The sequence below is a fragment of the Actinoplanes campanulatus genome (assembly GCF_014647795.1).
GTDB lineage: Bacteria > Actinomycetota > Actinomycetes > Mycobacteriales > Micromonosporaceae > Actinoplanes > Actinoplanes campanulatus.
Genome location: NZ_BMPW01000004.1, coordinates 73,185 through 90,378 on the forward strand (window position 1 = coordinate 73,185; position 17,194 = coordinate 90,378).

The 17,194-nt window shown below is 71.1% G+C and carries 11 protein-coding genes; 6 read left to right on the forward strand and 5 right to left on the reverse strand.

From position 1 onward, the window contains the following. Window position 1: 1 nt before the first annotated feature. Both IEZ13_RS09225 and IEZ13_RS09230 read right to left on the reverse strand, forming a co-directional pair. Window positions 2–3,577, reverse strand: coding sequence for a nitrate reductase subunit alpha (locus IEZ13_RS09225; RefSeq protein WP_183220291.1), 3,576 nt, complete (start codon window positions 3,575–3,577; stop codon window positions 2–4). A gap of 174 nt (window positions 3,578–3,751) precedes the next feature. After that, window positions 3,752–4,909, reverse strand: a complete 1,158-nt coding sequence (locus tag IEZ13_RS09230; RefSeq protein WP_183220293.1) for an RNA-guided endonuclease InsQ/TnpB family protein — start codon at window positions 4,907–4,909, stop codon at window positions 3,752–3,754. A gap of 266 nt (window positions 4,910–5,175) precedes the next feature. Between IEZ13_RS09230 and IEZ13_RS09235 the strand changes: the two genes are divergently transcribed. Beyond that, entirely contained in the window at window positions 5,176–6,381 is a 1,206-nt protein-coding gene (locus tag IEZ13_RS09235; protein WP_183220295.1) for an MFS transporter, read from the forward strand. Window positions 6,382–6,425: 44 nt separating this feature from the next. Here IEZ13_RS09235 and IEZ13_RS09240 read toward each other — a convergent pair whose 3' ends face one another. Then, on the reverse strand, window positions 6,426–9,194 hold the full coding sequence (locus IEZ13_RS09240) for a S8 family serine peptidase (RefSeq protein ID WP_183220297.1): 2,769 nt from the start codon (window positions 9,192–9,194) through the stop codon (window positions 6,426–6,428). 167 nt (window positions 9,195–9,361) lie between these two features. On the opposite strand from IEZ13_RS09240, the gene IEZ13_RS09245 reads away from it, so the two are divergent. Next, window positions 9,362–10,405: a M15 family metallopeptidase gene (locus IEZ13_RS09245; RefSeq protein WP_229794571.1), complete on the forward strand. Its 1,044-nt coding sequence runs from the start codon at window positions 9,362–9,364 to the stop codon at window positions 10,403–10,405. Between the two features lie 18 nt (window positions 10,406–10,423). Here the strand turns inward: IEZ13_RS09245 and IEZ13_RS09250 are convergent, their stop codons facing one another. Continuing rightward, window positions 10,424–11,881, reverse strand: coding sequence for an SMP-30/gluconolactonase/LRE family protein (locus IEZ13_RS09250; protein WP_203833740.1), 1,458 nt, complete (start codon window positions 11,879–11,881; stop codon window positions 10,424–10,426). After that, window positions 11,869–13,635, reverse strand: coding sequence for a flavin-containing monooxygenase (locus IEZ13_RS09255; RefSeq protein WP_229794572.1), 1,767 nt, complete (start codon window positions 13,633–13,635; stop codon window positions 11,869–11,871). Before IEZ13_RS09255 ends, IEZ13_RS09250 begins: the two co-directional genes overlap by 13 nt. A gap of 204 nt (window positions 13,636–13,839) precedes the next feature. Here IEZ13_RS09255 and IEZ13_RS09260 point away from each other — a divergent pair, with 204 nt between their 5' ends. The 4 genes from IEZ13_RS09260 to IEZ13_RS09275 are packed head-to-tail and all read left to right on the forward strand — an operon-like array spanning window position 13,840 to window position 17,187. Beyond that, window positions 13,840–14,490, forward strand: coding sequence for an alpha/beta fold hydrolase (locus IEZ13_RS09260; RefSeq protein ID WP_183220300.1), 651 nt, complete (start codon window positions 13,840–13,842; stop codon window positions 14,488–14,490). Beyond that, window positions 14,484–15,683, forward strand: coding sequence for an MFS transporter (locus IEZ13_RS09265; RefSeq protein ID WP_183220302.1), 1,200 nt, complete (start codon window positions 14,484–14,486; stop codon window positions 15,681–15,683). The genes IEZ13_RS09260 and IEZ13_RS09265 overlap by 7 nt, the downstream gene beginning before the upstream one ends. Beyond that, window positions 15,680–16,735: a thioesterase domain-containing protein gene (locus IEZ13_RS09270; protein WP_183220304.1), complete on the forward strand. Its 1,056-nt coding sequence runs from the start codon at window positions 15,680–15,682 to the stop codon at window positions 16,733–16,735. Before IEZ13_RS09265 ends, IEZ13_RS09270 begins: the two co-directional genes overlap by 4 nt. Next, complete coding sequence (locus IEZ13_RS09275) at window positions 16,732–17,187, forward strand: SAM-dependent methyltransferase (RefSeq protein WP_183220306.1); 456 nt, start codon at window positions 16,732–16,734, stop codon at window positions 17,185–17,187. Before IEZ13_RS09270 ends, IEZ13_RS09275 begins: the two co-directional genes overlap by 4 nt. Window positions 17,188–17,194: the final 7 nt, after the last annotated feature.

Consider the following 17,194-nt stretch of genomic DNA (forward strand, 5'->3'; position numbering starts at 1 on the left):
CTCAGTACTCCACGTCCTGCGACCGGCGGCGGATGACGGTCACCTCGTCGCGCTGGTTGCCGGTCGGGCCGAGGTAGTTGAACGCGAACGACAACTGGGCGTACCCGCCGATGATGTGGGTGGGTTTGACCAGCAGCCTGGTCAGCGAGTTGTGGATGCCGCCGCGCCGGCCGTTGATCTCGGCTTTCGGCACGTCGATCACCCGTTCCTGGGCGTGGTAGAAGTACACCGTGCCCTCGGGCATCTTGTGCGTCACGACGGCTCGGCAGACCACCACGCCGTTGCGGTTGACCGCCTCGATCCACTCGTTGTCGCGGACCTTGATCTTCGCGGCGTCCGCCTCGCTCATCCACATGGTCGGCCCGCCCCGGGACAGCGTCAGCATGATCAGGTTGTCCTGGTACTCGGAGTGGATCGACCACTTCGAGTGCGGTGTCAGGTAGCGCAGGGTGATCTCCAGCTCGCCGTTGCGCCCGAGCCTCGGTTCGCCGAAGAGCTTGTGCATGTCCAGCGGCGGCCGGAAGATCGGCAGCGCCTCACCGGCCTCGTGCATCCAGTCGTGGTCGAGGAAGAAGTGCTGCCGCCCGGTCAGCGTGTGCCACGGTTTGAGCCGCTCCACGTTGATGGTGAACGGCGAGTAGCGGCGGCCCCCGGTCTCGCTGCCCGACCACTCCGGGCTGGTGATCACCGGAACCGGCCGGGCCTGGCAGTCGGCGAAGGTGATCTGCTTGCCCTCGTGCTCGGCGGCCAGGTCGGCGAGCCGCACCCCGGTACGTTTCTCCACGTCGTGGAAGCCCTCGGTGGCGACCCGCCCGTTGGTGGTGCCGGAGAGCGCCAGGATCGCCTCGCACGCGTGCACGTCCTTGAGCAGTGACGGCCGGTCGCCGAGGACCACACCGTTCTTGCGGCGCAGGTACTCGATCTCCGGGTTGACGTCGACGTGCACGCCCTTGACGGTGGTGCCGAGCGTGTCCAGCAGCGGTCCGAGCGCGCCCAGCCGGTCGGCGACCGCCCCGTAGTCGCGTTCCACCACCACGATCTTCGGCATGGTCCGGCCGGGCACCGGCACCTCGCCGGTCTCCTGCCAGTCGACGACCCGCCCGCACGGGGTGGCCATCGCGTCCGGCGTGTCGTGCAGCAGCGGCGCGGCCACCAGGTCCTTTCGTACCCCCAGATGGGTTTTGGCCAGGGCGGAGAAGTGCCGGGCCAGCCCGTGGAAGATGTCGAAGTCGGTCCGGGTCTGCCACGGCGGGCTGATCGCCGGGGTGAACGCGTGGATGAACGGGTGCATGTCCGTGGTGTTCAGGTCGTGCTTCTCGTACCAGGTGGCGGCCGGGAGCACGATGTCGGACAGCAGCGTGGTCGACGTCATCCGGAAGTCGAGGCTGAGCATCAGGTCGAGCTTGCCCTCGGGCGCCTCACCCTTCCCGGACACGTCGGCGGCCCGCAGGTTCGAGCGGGTGCCGAGCAGATGCTTGAGGAAGTACTCGTTGCCCTTCGCCGACGAGCCGAGGATGTTGGCCCGCCAGGCGGTGAACACCCGGGGCCAGTTCTTCGGATCGTCCGGGTCGGCGCAGGCGAACCCGAGCCGCCCGGAGTGCAGCTCGCCCGCCACGTGGGAGCCCGGGTCGTCGCCGGCCTCGTCGGCCAGGTCCAGCGGGTTGCGGTCGAACGTCGGCATCGACGGCATCCAGCCCAGGCGCGCCGACTGGGCGAGCAGGTCCATGGTGTGCCGTCCGGCGAACTGACCGGTGCCGGTCGGCGACGCGATCGCGTCGGCGGTGTACGTGTCGTACCGCCACTGGTCGGTGTGCGTGTACCAGTACGCGGTGCCGATCATCTGCCGCGGCGGCCGCACCCAGTCCAGCGCGAAGGCGAGCTGCTGCCAGCCGGTGACCGGGCGGCACTTCTCCTGGCCCACGTAGTGCGCCCAGCCGCCGCCGTTGACACCCTGACAGCCGGTCAGGGTGACCAGCGCCAGGATCGCCCGGTAGGTGGTGTCGCCGTGGAACCACTGGTTGACGCCCGCGCCGAGCAGGATCATCGACCGGCCGCCGGACCGTTCCGCGTTGTCGGCGAACTCCCGGGCCACCCGGGCCACCTGGGCGGCCGGAACACCGGTGATCGGCTCCTGCCACGCCGGCGTGTAGGGCTCGTCCGGGTCGTCGTAGCCGGTCGGCCACTGCCCGGGCAGGCCCGGCCGGGACACCCCGTACTGGGCCAGCATCAGGTCGAACACGCTGGTCACGAGCTGGCCGTCGATCATGCGGGTGGGTACGCTCCGGCGTACCGTGCCCGGCTCGTCGAGGTCGAAGCGCGGCAGCAGGATCTCCACCGCCTGGCCCGCGCCCAGGCAGGTCAGCGCCGGTTCGATGTCGCCGAGATCGAGGTTCCACCGACCGGGCTCGTCGCCGAACCGGTGCCCGAGGCTGCCGCGCGGCACCGCGGGCGCGCCGGTGGCCGAATCCCACACCACCGGCTTGAAATCGTCACCGTAGAAGCGGTCCGGCTGGTAGGCGCCGTCCGGCCGCCGCCTCAGCGTGATCAGGTAGGGCAGGTCGGTGTACCTGCGCACGTAGTCGACGAACGGCGGGGTGCGCCGGTCGACGAAGAACTCCTTGAGGATCACGTGGCCCATCGCCATGGCCAGCGCCCCGTCGGTGCCCGGCTGCGCCGGCATCCACTCGTCGGCGAACTTCACGTTGTCGGCGAAGTCCGGGCTCACCACCACGACCTTCTGCCCCCGGTAGCGGGCCTCGGCCATCCAGTGCGCGTCCGGGGTCCGGGTGACCGGGATGTTGGAGCCCCACATCAGCAGGTAGGAGGCGTCCCACCAGTCGCCGGACTCGGGCACGTCGGTCTGGTCGCCGAACACCTGCGGCGAGGCCACCGGCAGGTCGGCGTACCAGTCGTAGAACGACAGCATGGTGGCGCCGATCAGGCTCATGAACCGGGCGCCGACCGCGTGCGACACCATCGACATGGCCGGAATCGGGGAGAACCCGGCGATCCGGTCCGGCCCGTACTCCTTGATCGCGTGCACGTGGGCGGCGGCGGCCATCTCCAGGGCCTCGTCCCAGTTCACCCGGACCAGGCCACCCTGACCGCGGGCCCGCTGGTAGGCGCGCCGCTTCGCCGGATCGTTCTGGATCTCGGCCCACGCGGCCACCGGATCGCCGAGCCGCTGCCGCGCCTCCCGGAACATCTCGATCAGGACCCCCCGGGCGTACGGGTACCGCACGCGCGTGGGGGAGTAGGTGTACCAGGAGAACGCCGCCCCGCGCGGGCAGCCCCGTGGCTCGTACTCGGGGCGGTCCGGCCCGGCGGTCGGGTAGTCGGTCTGCTGCTGCTCCCAGGTGATGATGCCGTCGCGGACATACACCTTCCACGAGCACGACCCGGTGCAGTTGACCCCGTGGGTGGAGCGCACCACCTTGTCGTACGACCAGCGATCGCGGTAGAAGGCGTCCGCCTCCCGCCCGCCGATCTGGTAGAGCGCGCGTCCGTCCGGCGAGACCTTCGCCCGCCTGATCAGACCGCCGAACTGCAACAACGCCTGTTCGGAACCGTCCGCCATGGAGCGATCCTCCCGGTTGATTTGCCTCGGTCCCACATTCGTACGGGCCGTGCGCCGGTGCAAGCGGAATGGCGAACCCGGGCTCGTATCTGTGCCACGCTGACCGGAGAAGACTGCCCACACGGAGAGACCGTTAACGACATCCCCACGGATGAATCCGGGGGATTTCCCAGCTCAGGCCGCATCTGATCCACCGTCCCGGAAGGAGGCGATCCGATGTCTGACGTCGTCGGCACCGGCACGGTCGCGTTCGGCCGTGGCGAGGATCGTCCTCGCGGCGTTGAGATCACGACCTGCGGTGTAGCCGCAGGCCGTGCACTCGAAGGTTCGGACACCGAGTCCGAGGCGGAGATTGGTTCTCTCGCCGCACCCGGAACAGGTCATGGTGGTGTAGGCGGGCGGTACCAGCACCACCTTCCGGCCCGCCCGCGTGCCACGGTCGATCAGTTCTCGTTTGCAGGCGCCGATCGCGGCGTCGGCGGCCTTACGCGCCATGCTGGTCTTGGTCAGAAACTTTGGTTTGAAATCCTCGACAGCGATCAGGTGGTGATGGTCGACGACGGTCTTGGCCCAGACCCGGGCGTCGTGGGTGTTCTGCCGGGCGGCCTTCTTGACGATCCGGGCGGCCTGCCGCTTCGCCGCCAGATAGCCGTTCGACGGGCTGTGGCCTTTCGGCCGGCGGCGGCGGGCCATCGTGCGCTGGGCCTTGGCCAGCTCGGCCGCACACCGGCGGCGGTGTCCGAGGTGCGGCAGGTCGAAAGACGGGTTCGTGGTGGTGGCGGTGGTGGTCACACCCCAGTCCACGCCGATGCCCGGCAGATCCGGGCCCGGTGTCGCGACAGCCTCGCGCTGGACGACGAAGGACGCATACCAGTGGCCGAGGTTGTCCTGGTAGACCCGCACGGAGGTGGGGTCCGAGGGCAACTCGCGGGACCAGACGACCGGGATGGTCACGCCCTTGGCAAGCCGCAGCCGGCCGCCGACCAGTGCGAAGCCGTTGGTGGTGTACTCCAAGGTCGGCAGCGCGTTCCTCTTGAGCTTGACCTTCGGCCGGCCCCGGTCCATCACGGTGAACGAGGCGTTCAACGCCGAACCATAGGTGCGCAGCGTTTGCTGCTGGACGTTCTGCGAACCGTTGCGCAGCCAGGCGAACCGGGCGCGGGCCTCGGTCAGCAGCTTCGACAGCTTGCCGAACGTCGGCTTGCGGCCGGATTTCTGCTGGTGGACGGCCTCGTTCCACAGCCAGCGGCAGCGGGACCACTCGGCGAGCAGTGCGGCCTGCGCCTGACGGCCGGGCCGCAGGCGGTAGGTGTAACGCACCGTCTCGACCACACCAGCCACCGTACAGACGACATCTTGCTCCCCGCAAACCCCGTGAATTCCGATCCGACGGCAAAACCGCGAACCGCTGCACCCACCACAAAGCCTGGTACCCCAAGCACCGCCGCGACGTCGTCAACGGCGACACCGACATCCGACTCAACGTCTGACCAGACGCCCATCCGCCCTGCCGGCGGATCGGCTATTCCCGACCTGCTCCGCAGGCAATCCGACTCCTCCCCACGGCTGAAGCCGGGGGTTTCCACGGAAGGTTTTCGATGAGCACTTCACCGACGACCGGCCGCCCCAACCTGATGCTGTTCCTGGCCACCCTCGGGTTCGCCCTCAACTTCTGGGCCTGGGCGCTGCTCAGCCCACTGGCCAGCAGATTCCAGGCCGAACTGGACCTCACCTCGTTCCAGCAGGCGCTGCTGGTGGCCGTACCGGTGGTGGTCGGCTCGGTCGGCCGCATCCCGGTCGGCGCGCTCACCGACCGCTACGGCGGCCGGACCATGTTCCCGCTGATCACACTGGCCACCATCGTCCCGGTCCTCTACCTGGGACTGATCGGCCACGACGCCCTCGTCTCACTGCTGGTCGGCGGCTTCTTCCTGGGCATCGCCGGCACCACCTTCGCGGTCGGCGTCCCGTTCGTCAACGCCTGGTTCCCACCCGAGCGGCGTGGCTTCGCGGTCGGCGTCTTCGGCGTCGGCATGGGCGGTACCGCGATCAGCGCGCTCACCACGGTCAAGCTGGTCGACGCCGGGAGCACGGCCACCCCGTTCCTGATCACGGCGGGGGCGCTGTTCGCGTACGCCATCGTGGCCTGGCTCCTGCTGCGGGACGCGCCCGGCCGGACGGTGCCCACCGCGCCGCTGGCGGAGCGGCTCGGTGCCGCCATGAAACTGCGGATCACCTGGCAGGCGTCGGCGCTGTACGCGGTCACGTTCGGCGGCTACGTGGCGTTCTCGGTCTACCTGCCCGCCTACCTGAAGACCGCCTACGACCTGACCCCGGCCGACGCCTCCAACCGGATGGCCGGATTCGTGCTGCTCGCGGTGGTCATGCGGCCGGTCGGCGGCTGGCTCTCCGACCGGATGCCGCCGGCCCGGGTCCTGGCCGTGACCCTGGTCGTGGTGATGGCCGGCGCGCTGGTGCAGGCGTTCACACCGCCGCTCATGCCGCTCGGCACGATCGCGTTCCTGTCCATGGCCGCCGCCCTCGGCGCCGGCAGCGGCGCGACGTTCGCACTGGTCGCGCAGCTGACGCCACCCGCCCAGGTCGGTTCGGTGACCGGCATCGTCGGCGCCGCGGGCGGCCTCGGCGGGTTCGTGCCACCGCTGGTCATGGGCGGCGTCTACGAGCGGTTCGACTCGTACGCGCTGGGTCTGGTCCTGCTGGCCCTGGTGGCCGGCGCCGCCCTGCTGCTCGACGTGCTCTCGGTGGGCCGCCCCCGCCCGGGCAGCGTCGCCCGCCACGCGTGACGGGGACCGTCCGGGCGCGTGCGCACACGCCCGGACGGCCGTCATCAGGCCGGATCGAAACCGGCGATGTGCAGTGAGAACGCCCGGATCGACCCGGTGTCCGCGCCGACCCGGTCGGCGACGTGCAGCGTCCACGTGCCGTCGACCGGCGCGGTCCGCAGCGCCGACAGCGGGGTGGCCGGCTTCCAGCTGCCGGTGAACGGCGCGTTGCTGGACAGCGCCGACGCGAACGGTGTCGCGGCCGCGTCGTCGAACACCGCCTGGCACAGGTTGTTGCCGCTGCCCCCGGTCCGCGAGAACAGCGTCACCGACCGGCCGTCCGGCGCCTTCAGCGTGCCGATCAGGTCGCCCACGAAGGTGTGGTCGACGCCGACCGTGGTGGCGCCGGTGGCCGTGGAGCACTCGGTGCCGTCGATCGACACGGTCAGCGCCGACGCGAACCCGACACCGGCGACCTCGACCGTGGCGGAGGCCCCGGTCGGGTCGTTGTCCGGGATCGGCACCGCCGCGCCGCCGTAGGCGAAGTCGCGCACCGTCGCCGACGGCTGCCCCACCGGCACGTTCACCGTCCGGGCGGTCGGCGACAGCACCCCGGCGAAGGTGACCCTGGTCTGCAACGTCACCGGCCGGCCCAGCGGATAGTCGGCGGCCAGCGTCACCGTGTAGTCCCGGGTCTTGGACGCGCCCGCCGCGATGGTGCCGTACGACCGGGACCGCGGCGTGACCGTCACGCCCGGATCCGAGGTGGACACCACCACGCTGACCCCGGTCGCCGTGCCGTCGCCGGAGTTGACGGCGGGCACCGTGACCGTGGCCTTCTCGCCCGGCTCCAGGTGGGCGTCACCGTCGCCGGTGGTCGGGGTGACCGTCGGCTCACCGGCCCGGACCAGCGGCTGCGGGGTGGCGCCGGTGTTGCGCAGCAGCAGGTCGGCCCGGATCACGCCGTTGCCGGTGCGCTGGTCGAACCCGGCCGGCGCCAGGTCCAGGGCGGTCGACGTGAGCGCGGCCCGGATCTCCTCGCCGGTCATCCCCGGGTTCCCGGAGAGCGCCAGCGCGGCGATCGCGGCGGCGTGCGGCGCCGACGCCGAGGTGCCGAAGAACGGGTTGAAGTCGGACAGCGACGTGGCCACCCCGTCGGCCGCGGTGATCTGCGGTTTGGCCCGCACCACGCCACCGGTCGAGGAGAGGTTCCCCGGCGTGTACGGCGTGCCGTCGGCGGCGTAGAACACCCGGCGCGGACCGTCCGAGGTGAACCGTTCCGGCTGTGACTGGCGGGTGTGCACGTTCGGGTACGGGCCGACCGGGTTCGCCGGGTCGCCGGTCTCCAGGTCGAACGGCAGCGCGGCGGCCGCCGGGGTGGCCGCCACCGCGAACGCGTTCTCGGCGGCGCTGTGCCCGCGCAGCACACCCGGGGTGGAGAAGCCCATCCGGCCGCGGAACACGGTGAGCTGCAGGTACCGGTCGGCGCCGGCGAACTTGACGACCGCCACCTTCTGGCCGGTGGTGGCGCCGGTCTGGAGGATCTCCCACGGGTCGTCGTCGCCGTCCTGCACGTCCTGCGAGAACGACGTCACGTTGCCGGCCGAGTTGATCAGGTACAGGTCGTAGTCGTTGGCCGAACCGGCCAGCGGGTCCGCCCACCACAGGGTGGTGATCCGGCCGTCGCTGTTCGGCGACAGCGGGTTGAGGATCGACACGCCCTCGCCCGGGTCGAAGTCGTGCGCGTCCCCGGCGAACTTGCCGAGGCCCAGCCCGGAGTCGGCGAAGTCGCCCTCCCAGTTGCCGGAGGACCCGTCGAGGGTGTTGCCCTCGTTGCCGGCCGAGCTGAAGTAGTACGCGCCGTCCGCGGTCACCGCGTTGACCGCCTGTGCCGGCAGACCGTCCTGGAACGGGCTCTCGTGGTAGTAGACGACGTCGTCGACGATGATGTCGCAGCCGCCGGTGAAGCGCAGCGCCCGGATGTTCTCGGCGAAGCTGGCCTCACTGGTGAACGCCGTCGCGAAGCCGAGCTCGGCGTTCGGCACCAGGTCGTGGATGATCTCCAGCATCGCGGTGCCCTCGTCGCCCTCGCCCTCCTGACCGGGCAGCACGTCGACGTCGGCGGGCAGGTCACCGGAGGCCTGCGAGTCGGCGAGGGAGTCCACGCCGTCGGACAGGGCGCAGACCTTCACCCCCACGCCGGTCACCTTGTGCCTGGTCCGGGCCGTGTCGGCGGCGTGTGTGCGGTCGCCCTCGGAGACGACCGAGCCGGCCGCCGCCGTGGTCAGTTTCGGCGCCGTCTTGAGAGCCGTCTCGATCCGGGCGGTCTTGCTCTCCTTGGACTCGGTCGTCGGCTTGGCGTTCGGGTCCCTCTGGTGGCCGGTGATCGCGCCGTGCTCCAGGTTGACCGCGGTCACGTCCTTCCAGGAGGCGATCTCCGGCAGTGTGCCGAGCGGCGCCTCGACCAGCACCGTACCGGTCTGTTCGGACGGGAAACGGATCCCCGCGCCGGCCTTGCGGAGCCGGCCGAGCAGGTCGTCGCCGACCTTCTCGGCGTGCACCTCGACCTCGACCGTGCCGGACTTGGTGACCTCGACGCCGGTGGTGAGCGCCGGCAGCGCGCTCGTGGCCACCTTGCTGTTCCGTTTGCGCAGTTCGACGGCGAGCCGGCTGTCGAGCTTGCGCTCGTCCGGGCTCATCGACTTCTTGATCTCCTGCAGGGCGGCGATCTGCGCGTACGCGTGATCGTCGGGTGATTCCGCCCAGGCCGCGGTGCCGGTGATCCCGACCACGGTGGCGCCGATTGCGAGAGCAGCAACGGTTCTTCGAAGCATGCAGTCCCCCACTGACATCTATCGATTCGATGTCCGTGGATGTTATCGGGATCGGGATCAATGTTCGAGCACCGCAACCGGATCGCTCTCCGACCGGATCGCGGCCCGCACCCGCCGGACCGCACGGTGGTACGTCCACGCACCGGAAGGCAAGGAGCGCACGTCAGGTGAGGAAGACACGGATCATCACCGCGATGGCCACGGCATTCGCGGTCGCTGCCCCGATCGTCGGCACCCCCGGCACAGCCCACGCGGCGGTCCCCGGAGTCGCGCACGACTACAGCAAGCTCATGTACCGCAGCCTCACCGTCGACGCGACCAAGGCGGCGCTGCGTAGGACCCTGGCCGTCCAGAAGGCGGCGCTCAAGACGCGTACCACCGAGGTCACCGCCGCCACCAGGGCCGACGCCGCCGCCCGGAAGAAGCTGGCCGATGTCACCACGGCGCACGCGGCCGTACACGAACGGCTCAAGACCGCCGAACGCGCGCTCACCGGCACCAAGAACACCCTGACCCGCGTGTCGAAACAGCGCCCCCGCAAGAAGAAGGCCGTCACCAAGGCGACCAGGGCCGTCACCACCGCCACCGCCACCCGCGACGCCCGCCGCAAGAGGTTGCACGAGGCCGCCGCCGTCCTGCGCGCCACCAAGGCCCAGGCCAGGACCGCCGCCACCGGCCTGCAGAAGGCGGCCGCCGTGCGCCAGGCCGCCGCCGCGGCGATCCCGAAGACCGAGCAGCGCATCGCCACCGCCGGCACCGCGGCCGGCTACGCCGCACAGGCCGCCACGGTCAGCCGCGACGTGGTCACCGAGATCCGGCCGAAGTTCGCCCTGGCCGACACCACCACGGTCTACGGCACCACTGTCCACCGCAACGTCGCCTACGCCTTCAAGCGGATGGTCGACGACGCCCGCGCCGACGGCGTCGCCATCTCCGGAGGCGGATTCCGCACCAAGCAACGGCAGATCGAACTCCGCAAGATCAACGGCTGCCCCGACGTGTGGACCGCGCCGGCCTCCGCCTGCCGCGTCCCGACCGCCATCCCGGGCCGCTCCCTGCACGAACTCGGCCTGGCCGTCGACATCACCTCCGACGGAAAATCGCTGACCAAGAAGACCAAGGCCTTCAAGTGGCTGTCCGCCAACGCCGCGAAATACGGCTACGTCAACCTGCCCTCCGAGGCCTGGCACTGGTCCATCACCGGCGGCTGACCGGATCGGTGGCCGGCGTCAGAAGCGGAGGATGCTGCCCTCGGCGTTGCCGGCCAGGTAGAGGGCGCCGTCCGGGCCGGTGGCCAGGCCCGCGAAGGGGCGCGGCACCCCGGGCAGGTCGTGCACCATCAGGGCCGGCTGCGGGTCGCGGGGCGGTGCCACCGGCAGGTCCTCGGCCAGCACCCGCGGCTCCGGCCCGAGCGCGATCAGGCGGCCGCGGCCCGACTCGACCACCACCGGGCGGCCGTCGGCGATGGCCAGGCCCTGCGGGGCGGACAGGTTCTCGGCCACGGCGACCGGCTTGCCGTCCTCGAGGCGGTGGACCGCGCCGTGCTCCTCGTCGCTGACGTAGCAGCGGCCCTCCGCGTCGACCGCGACCCCGGCCGGACGGCCCAGCCCCTCGGCCAGCACCTCGACCGTGTCGTCGACGGTGATCGCCAGGACCCGGCCGGCACCGGACTCGGCGATCACCACGGCGCCGTCCGGGCGTACCGCGATGCCGAGAGGGTGATTCAAGGCGACCTCGCGCATGCGCAGTGAGCCGGAGATCCGGTCGTAGGTTCCGGTCTGGCCGTACTGCGAGGTGAAATGCAGCTGGTCGCCGGAGGCGGCCAGGCCGTGCGCGAACGGCAGCAGCGCCCGGTCGATCCGGTAGTGGTCGGCGGTGTGCACCTTCCCGTCGTCGTCCACCGCCACGCCGTAGGGGCCCGCGAAGCCGTGCGGCACGATCTCCCGGGTGGTCCCGTCCGGCAGCACCTCGGTGATCCCGGCCGTGGCGAAACTGGACACGAACATCCGGTTGTCGCCGGAGAACGCCGCGTTGTCCAGGCCGGGCACCCCGGTCGTGATCGTGGTCCGCCGGTCGCCGTCGACGCGCACGATGGTGCCGTTCTCGTCGACGAGCAGGACGTGCAGGACACCGTCGCGGTCGAAACGGACGGCCACGGTCTGCGGCAGTTCGTCGGCGAACAACTCCGGCTCGCCGCCGTCCGGGCCGACCCGGTGGACCGAACCCGGGAACATGTGCGGGAAATAGAGGCGCCCGTCCGGGCCGGCCTGCATGGCGTTGCCGAGCATCAGGCCCTCGGCCAGCACGGCCGGCTCACCCGCGCCGATCTCCAGCACCCGGCCGGCGAAGGCCATCTCGTTGACGAACAGCCGGTTGCCGAGGCAGCAGATGCCGTTCGGGTTGCGGATGCCCTCGGCCACCACGCTCAGCTCGCCGGCCGGGGTGCGCCGCCACACGAGGCCGGGCGCCAGGTCGACGACGTACAGGTTGCCGTCGGCGTCGAAGGCCAGGTCGTCGGGGGACTGCACCGGCCCGTCCGCGCCGATCAGCACCGACACCTCGCCGGTGTGCACGTCGACCGTGCGGATCCGCCCGGCCAGGTACTCGGCCACGTACAGCAGCCCGTCCGGGCCGAACGCGATGCCGTTCGACCCGCGCAGCGGTGAGGGTCCGGTCAGCCGTTCCACAGCACCTGCTCCATTCCTCCGTCGGTGCGCCAGCGGCGCAGGGTGTCGTGGAAGACGATCGGGCCCGGACCGAACGAGAAGCTCGCCGCCATCGGCCGGCCCTCGTTGTTGTAGTAGCCGGGCGTGCACTCGGCCTGGAACGCGTAGCTGCTGTGCGCGTTCCGGTCGATGGTGGCGGCCCACTCGTCCTCGGCGTCCAGGGTCGGCTCGATCCGCAGGGCGCCCCGCTCACGGGCCTCCGCGACCATCGCGCCGATGTGGGTGGCCTGCTCCTGGAGGATGTGGACGAAGTTCACCGCGTTCGCGTTGTGGATCGGCCCGAGCTGGAACAGGTTCGGGAAGCCGTGGCTGGTGAACCCGTGCAGCGTCCGGAAACCGGTCGCCCAGTGCTCGAAGATGTCGCGCCCGCCGCGGCCGGTCACCCGCAACGTCCCGGACAGCACGCCGGAGATGCCGACCTCGAAACCGGTGGCGAAGATGACGCAGTCCACCTCGTACTCCTGATCGCCCACCACGATCGAGGTGGCCGTCATCCGGGTGACGCCGCCGTGGTCCGCGGTGTCCACCAGCGTGACGTTCGCCCGGTTGAACGCCTGGAGATAGTGGTCGCTGAAGGTGGGGCGCTTGCACATGTACCGGTACCAGGGCTTCAGCAACTCGGCCACGGCCGGGTCGGCGACCACCTCGTCCACCCGGGCGCGGATGCCGTCCATCGTCGCCGCGTCGGCCAGCTCCAGCTGCTCGTCGGTCAGCTCGGAAGGGGTGCCGCTGAGGAACACGCGCTGGAGCTTGGCGGTCGCCGTCCACCGGTCGTCGATCAGGTCCACGTCGGCGTGCCCGCCGCTGACGATGGTCAGGAAGTTGTCCATCCGCTCCCGCTGCCAGCCCGGCTTCAGATCAGCGGCCCAGGACGGGTCGGTGGGCCGGTTGTCCCGGACGTCGACGGTCGACGGGGTGCGCTGGAACACGAAGAGGTGCCGGGCCGACTCGGCCAGGTGCGGGATCACCTGGATGCCGGTGGCGCCGGTGCCGATCACCGCGACCCGCTTGCCGGCCAGCCCGTCCAGGCCGCCGGTCTGGTCGCCGCCGGTGTAGCCGTAGTCCCACCGGCTGGTGTGGAAGGTGTGCCCCCGGAACTCGTCGATGCCGGGGATGCCGGGCAGCTTCGCCTGGGTCAGCAGGCCCGAGGAGATCACCACGTACGCCGACCGGAACGCGTCACCCCGGTCGGTGGTCACCTGCCACTCGCACGTGTCGTCGTCCCAGGTCAGCGACGTGACCTTGGTGTGGAACAGGGTGTCCTGGTAGAGGTCGAACCGCTTGCCGATCGCCACCGCGTGCTGCCGGATCTCCTCGCCCGGGGCGTACCGCCACTTCGGGACGTAGCCGACCTCCTCCAGCAGCGGCATGTAGACGGTCGCCTCGATGTCGCAGTGGATGCCGGGGTAGCGGTTCCAGTACCAGGTGCCGCCGAAATCGCCCGCCTCGTCGATCATCCGGATGTCCCGCACACCCGCCTGGCGCAGCCGCGCCCCGGTGAGCAGACCGCCGAACCCGCCGCCGATCACGGTGGCCTCGACCCGGTCGGACACCGGATCGCGCTCGATGCGCTCGGTGTACGGATCCTTCGCGTAGTAGCCGAACTCGCCGCCGGCCGTGGAGCGGTACTGCCCGCCGGCGTCCGGCCGGATCCGGCGGTCGCGCTCGGCACGGTATCTCGCGCGCAGCGCTTCGATGTCGCGGGTCGTGGACATACGTCCCCTTCCGACAGGCCCCCGTGGCATGCATCGCAAACTTTAAAGCACGTGACTGGCGAAACGTCCACATTGATCAAGGCATCGAGTCAGGCGGATCTCTGCCATGCGGAGATCCGACAGTGAAGAGGGCTTCCTCACCGGTCCGGTGAAGAAAGAGGATGGCCGAGGCGCACCTGACCGAACTACCACGGGGATGACAGTTTGAGCAGGTCAACGACGCCGGCGCTGGCCGGCGTACCGGGAATTCAGCTGATCGACTTCGACCTCGTCACGGGTCCGGCCGGGCCGTCCCGGCTGTTCCTGCACGGTTTCGGCGGCGACAAGCACCAGCTGCGCGGGCTGGGCGACGCACTGCCGCCGGCGAGTCAATCGATGTACGTGTCGCTGCGCGCCCACGGCGACAGCCCCCGCCCGGCCTGGGGCTACTCGGTCCTCGACTTCGCCGCCGACGTGCACCGGGTCGCCGACCTGCTGCGGCCGCCGGTCGACGTGATCGCCTACTCGTACGGCGCCCTGGTCGGCGCCGCCTGCGCCGCCACCTGGGGCGACGGCCTGATCCGCAGCCTCGTGGTGATCGACCAGTCGTTCACCGCCGACCCGGCCCAGCACGAGGCCGACGAGTGGGCCGAGGGCAGCTACCTGCGGTGGATGTACCGCTACGGCCGCATGGTCGAGCGCCTCGGCATCCCGGTGCACGTGCTCGCCGCCCAGCACAGCGACATGATCGGCCCGGAGGAGCGGGGCCGGATGACCGCCGCCGGGATCCGGGTCACCACCGTCCCCGGCGACCACGGCGGCTGCCTCGACGACCCGGCCCGCCTCGCCGCGGTCATCACCGGGCGCCCATGCTGACCGGCCCAGCCCGGAAACTGGTGACCGCACAGCTGGTCACCAACATCGGCAACGGCGCGTTCGCCACCTGCTCGGCCCTCTACTTCACCCAGGTCCTCGGGTTCTCCCCGGCGGCGCTCGGCCTCGGCCTGGCCGCCGCCGGGGTCGCCGGGGTGCTGGCCGGTGTCCCGGCCGGCCATCTCGCCGACCGGTACGGCGCCCGCCGCGTCGCCGTCCTGCTCGTGGCCCTGACCGGGGTCGCGGCGGCCGGCTACCTCGTCCTCGGCTCGTACCCGGCGTTCGTCGCTGTCGCCTGCGCGTGGGCACTGTTCGACCGCGGCGGGTACGCGGCCCGGCAAGCCCTGATGGCCACCGTCCTCTCCGGGCCGGACCTGGTCCAGGCCCGCGCCCGGCTGCGCGTGGTCACCAACATCGGCATGGCGATCGGCGCCGGCATCGGGGCGCTGGCGCTCGCCGCGGACACCCCGCAGGCGTACCGGATCGTCCTCGGCCTGGACGCGCTGACGTTCCTCGGCTGCGCCGTCCTGTTGCGCCGGCTGCCGGCCGCCCCACCCACCGCCGCCGCCGAACGGCAACCCGGCGAGCCGCGCCTGGCCGTCCTGCGGGACCGGCCCTACGCCACGATCACCGTGCTCACCATGGTGATGTCGCTGCACGTGCCGGTGCTCGACGTGATCCTGCCGCTGTGGATCGTGCTGCACACCGATGCGCCGAAACCGCTGACCGCCGCCCTGGTCGTGCTGAACACGGTCACCGTCGTGCTGTTGCAGGTGCGGGTCACGACCGGCATCGACACCGTGGCGACGGCGGTGCGCGCCACCCGTACGTCTGCCTTGTTTCTGGCAGGCATGTGCCTGTTCTTCGCGGCGTCGGACGGCCGTTCGGCCGCGGTGGCGACGGTGCTGCTGGTGGCCGCCGCGGGCCTGCACGTCTACGGCGAGATGGTCCAGTCGTCGGCCGCCTGGGTGTTCGCCTACGAACTCGCGCCACCCGACCGGCAGGGCCAGTACCAGGGCTTCTTCAACTCCGGGACGGCCGTGTCGCAGATGGTCGCCCCGGCCGCCCTGACCCTCCTGCTGATCGAGGGCGGCCGGCCGGGCTGGCTCGTGCTGGCCGCCGCCTTCCTGGCCGCCGGCTGGGCGACCGGCCCGGCCACCGCCCGCGCCCACCAGTACGAACGGAGCACCCCATGACGACCGTCGCGCCGCGTGACCCGGCCGAACTCCAGATCGCCGACCTGTGGCGGGAGATCATCGGCATCCCCGAGGTCGGGGTGCACGACGACTTCTTCGAGGTCGGCGGGCACTCGCTGCTGGCGATCAGCGTGGTGGTCGGCATCCGCCGGCTGTTCGGGGTGGACGTCACCGCCGGGCAGCTCCTCGAAGCCAACACCATCGCGAAACTCGCCGAGATCGTCCGCGGCGGCAACCCGGGGGAGGCGCCCAGCCCGCTGGCCCGGCTGCGGCACGGCGACCCGGAACTGGCCCCGGTCTACGGGCTGCCGCCGGTCTCCGGAACCACCCTGGTCTACGTGCGGCTCATGCAGGCGCTGCCCCGCAACCGGCCGTTCTGGGCGTTGCAGTCGGTCGGCCTCCAACCGGGGGAGCAGCCGCTCACCACGGTCGAGGACGTGGCCTCCGACTTCATCACCCGGGCCCGCAAGGTCCACCCGGCCGGGAAACCGTGGCACCTGGTCGGCTACTCGATGGGCGGCGTCTACGCCTACGAGATCGCCAAGCAGCTGCACACCGCCGGGGAACCGGTCGGCCTGGTCGGGCTGCTGGACACCCGGCCCACCGCGGACACCGGCGGCGACGAGGACTACGCGCTCAACGCCCTGCTGCGCCGCGGCCTCAAGCTCGATCTCGACCTGGACGAGGTGCGGGCCATGGCACCGGACGCCCGCGCCGAGCTGCTGCTGACCGAGGCGGTCGCGGCCGGCACCGTACCGGCCGACTTCGACCGCGACCGGCTGCTGCGGATGGTCGACATGTACCGCTACAACCTGGACGCCCTGGTCGGCTACGACCCGGCCGGCTACCCGGGCACCGTCACCCTCTACCGGGTGACCGACCACGCCATGGAGCCGGTGCTGCTGCCGCGTGACCTCGACTGGACCCGGCGGGCCGGTGAACTCGTCGTCCACGACGTGCCGGGCCACCACTTCAGCATGATCGAACCCGGCCAGGTGGAGACCATCGCCGCCCTGATCGACGCCGCCACAACCACGGAGGAAGAACAGTGACACCGATCGGCATCGTCCGCAACGAGCGCACCACCCCCGAGGACGACCACTGGGGCAAGGTCGACTCGGTGATCGAACTCGACGCCACCCAGGTCGACGCCGACGCCACCCTCGGGCTGGAGGAGTTCTCCCACATCGAGGTGGTCTTCTCCTTCCACCTGTGCGACCCGGCCAGGACCACCCGCGGCGCCCGGCACCCGCGCGGCAACACCGCCCTGCCGAAGGTCGGGGTGCTCGCCCAGCGGGTCAAGGACCGCCCCAACCACCTCGGCGTCTCCCGCTGCGAGCTGATCCGCGTCGACGGGCTGCGCCTGCACGTCCGCGGCCTCGACGCCATCGACGGCACTCCCGTGCTGGACGTCAAGGCGTTCCTGAGCGCCATGGTCCCGCCCGTCGAGGCCGTCCGCGAACCCGCCTGGGTGCACGACGTCATGAAGTCCTATTACCACTAGGAAGGAC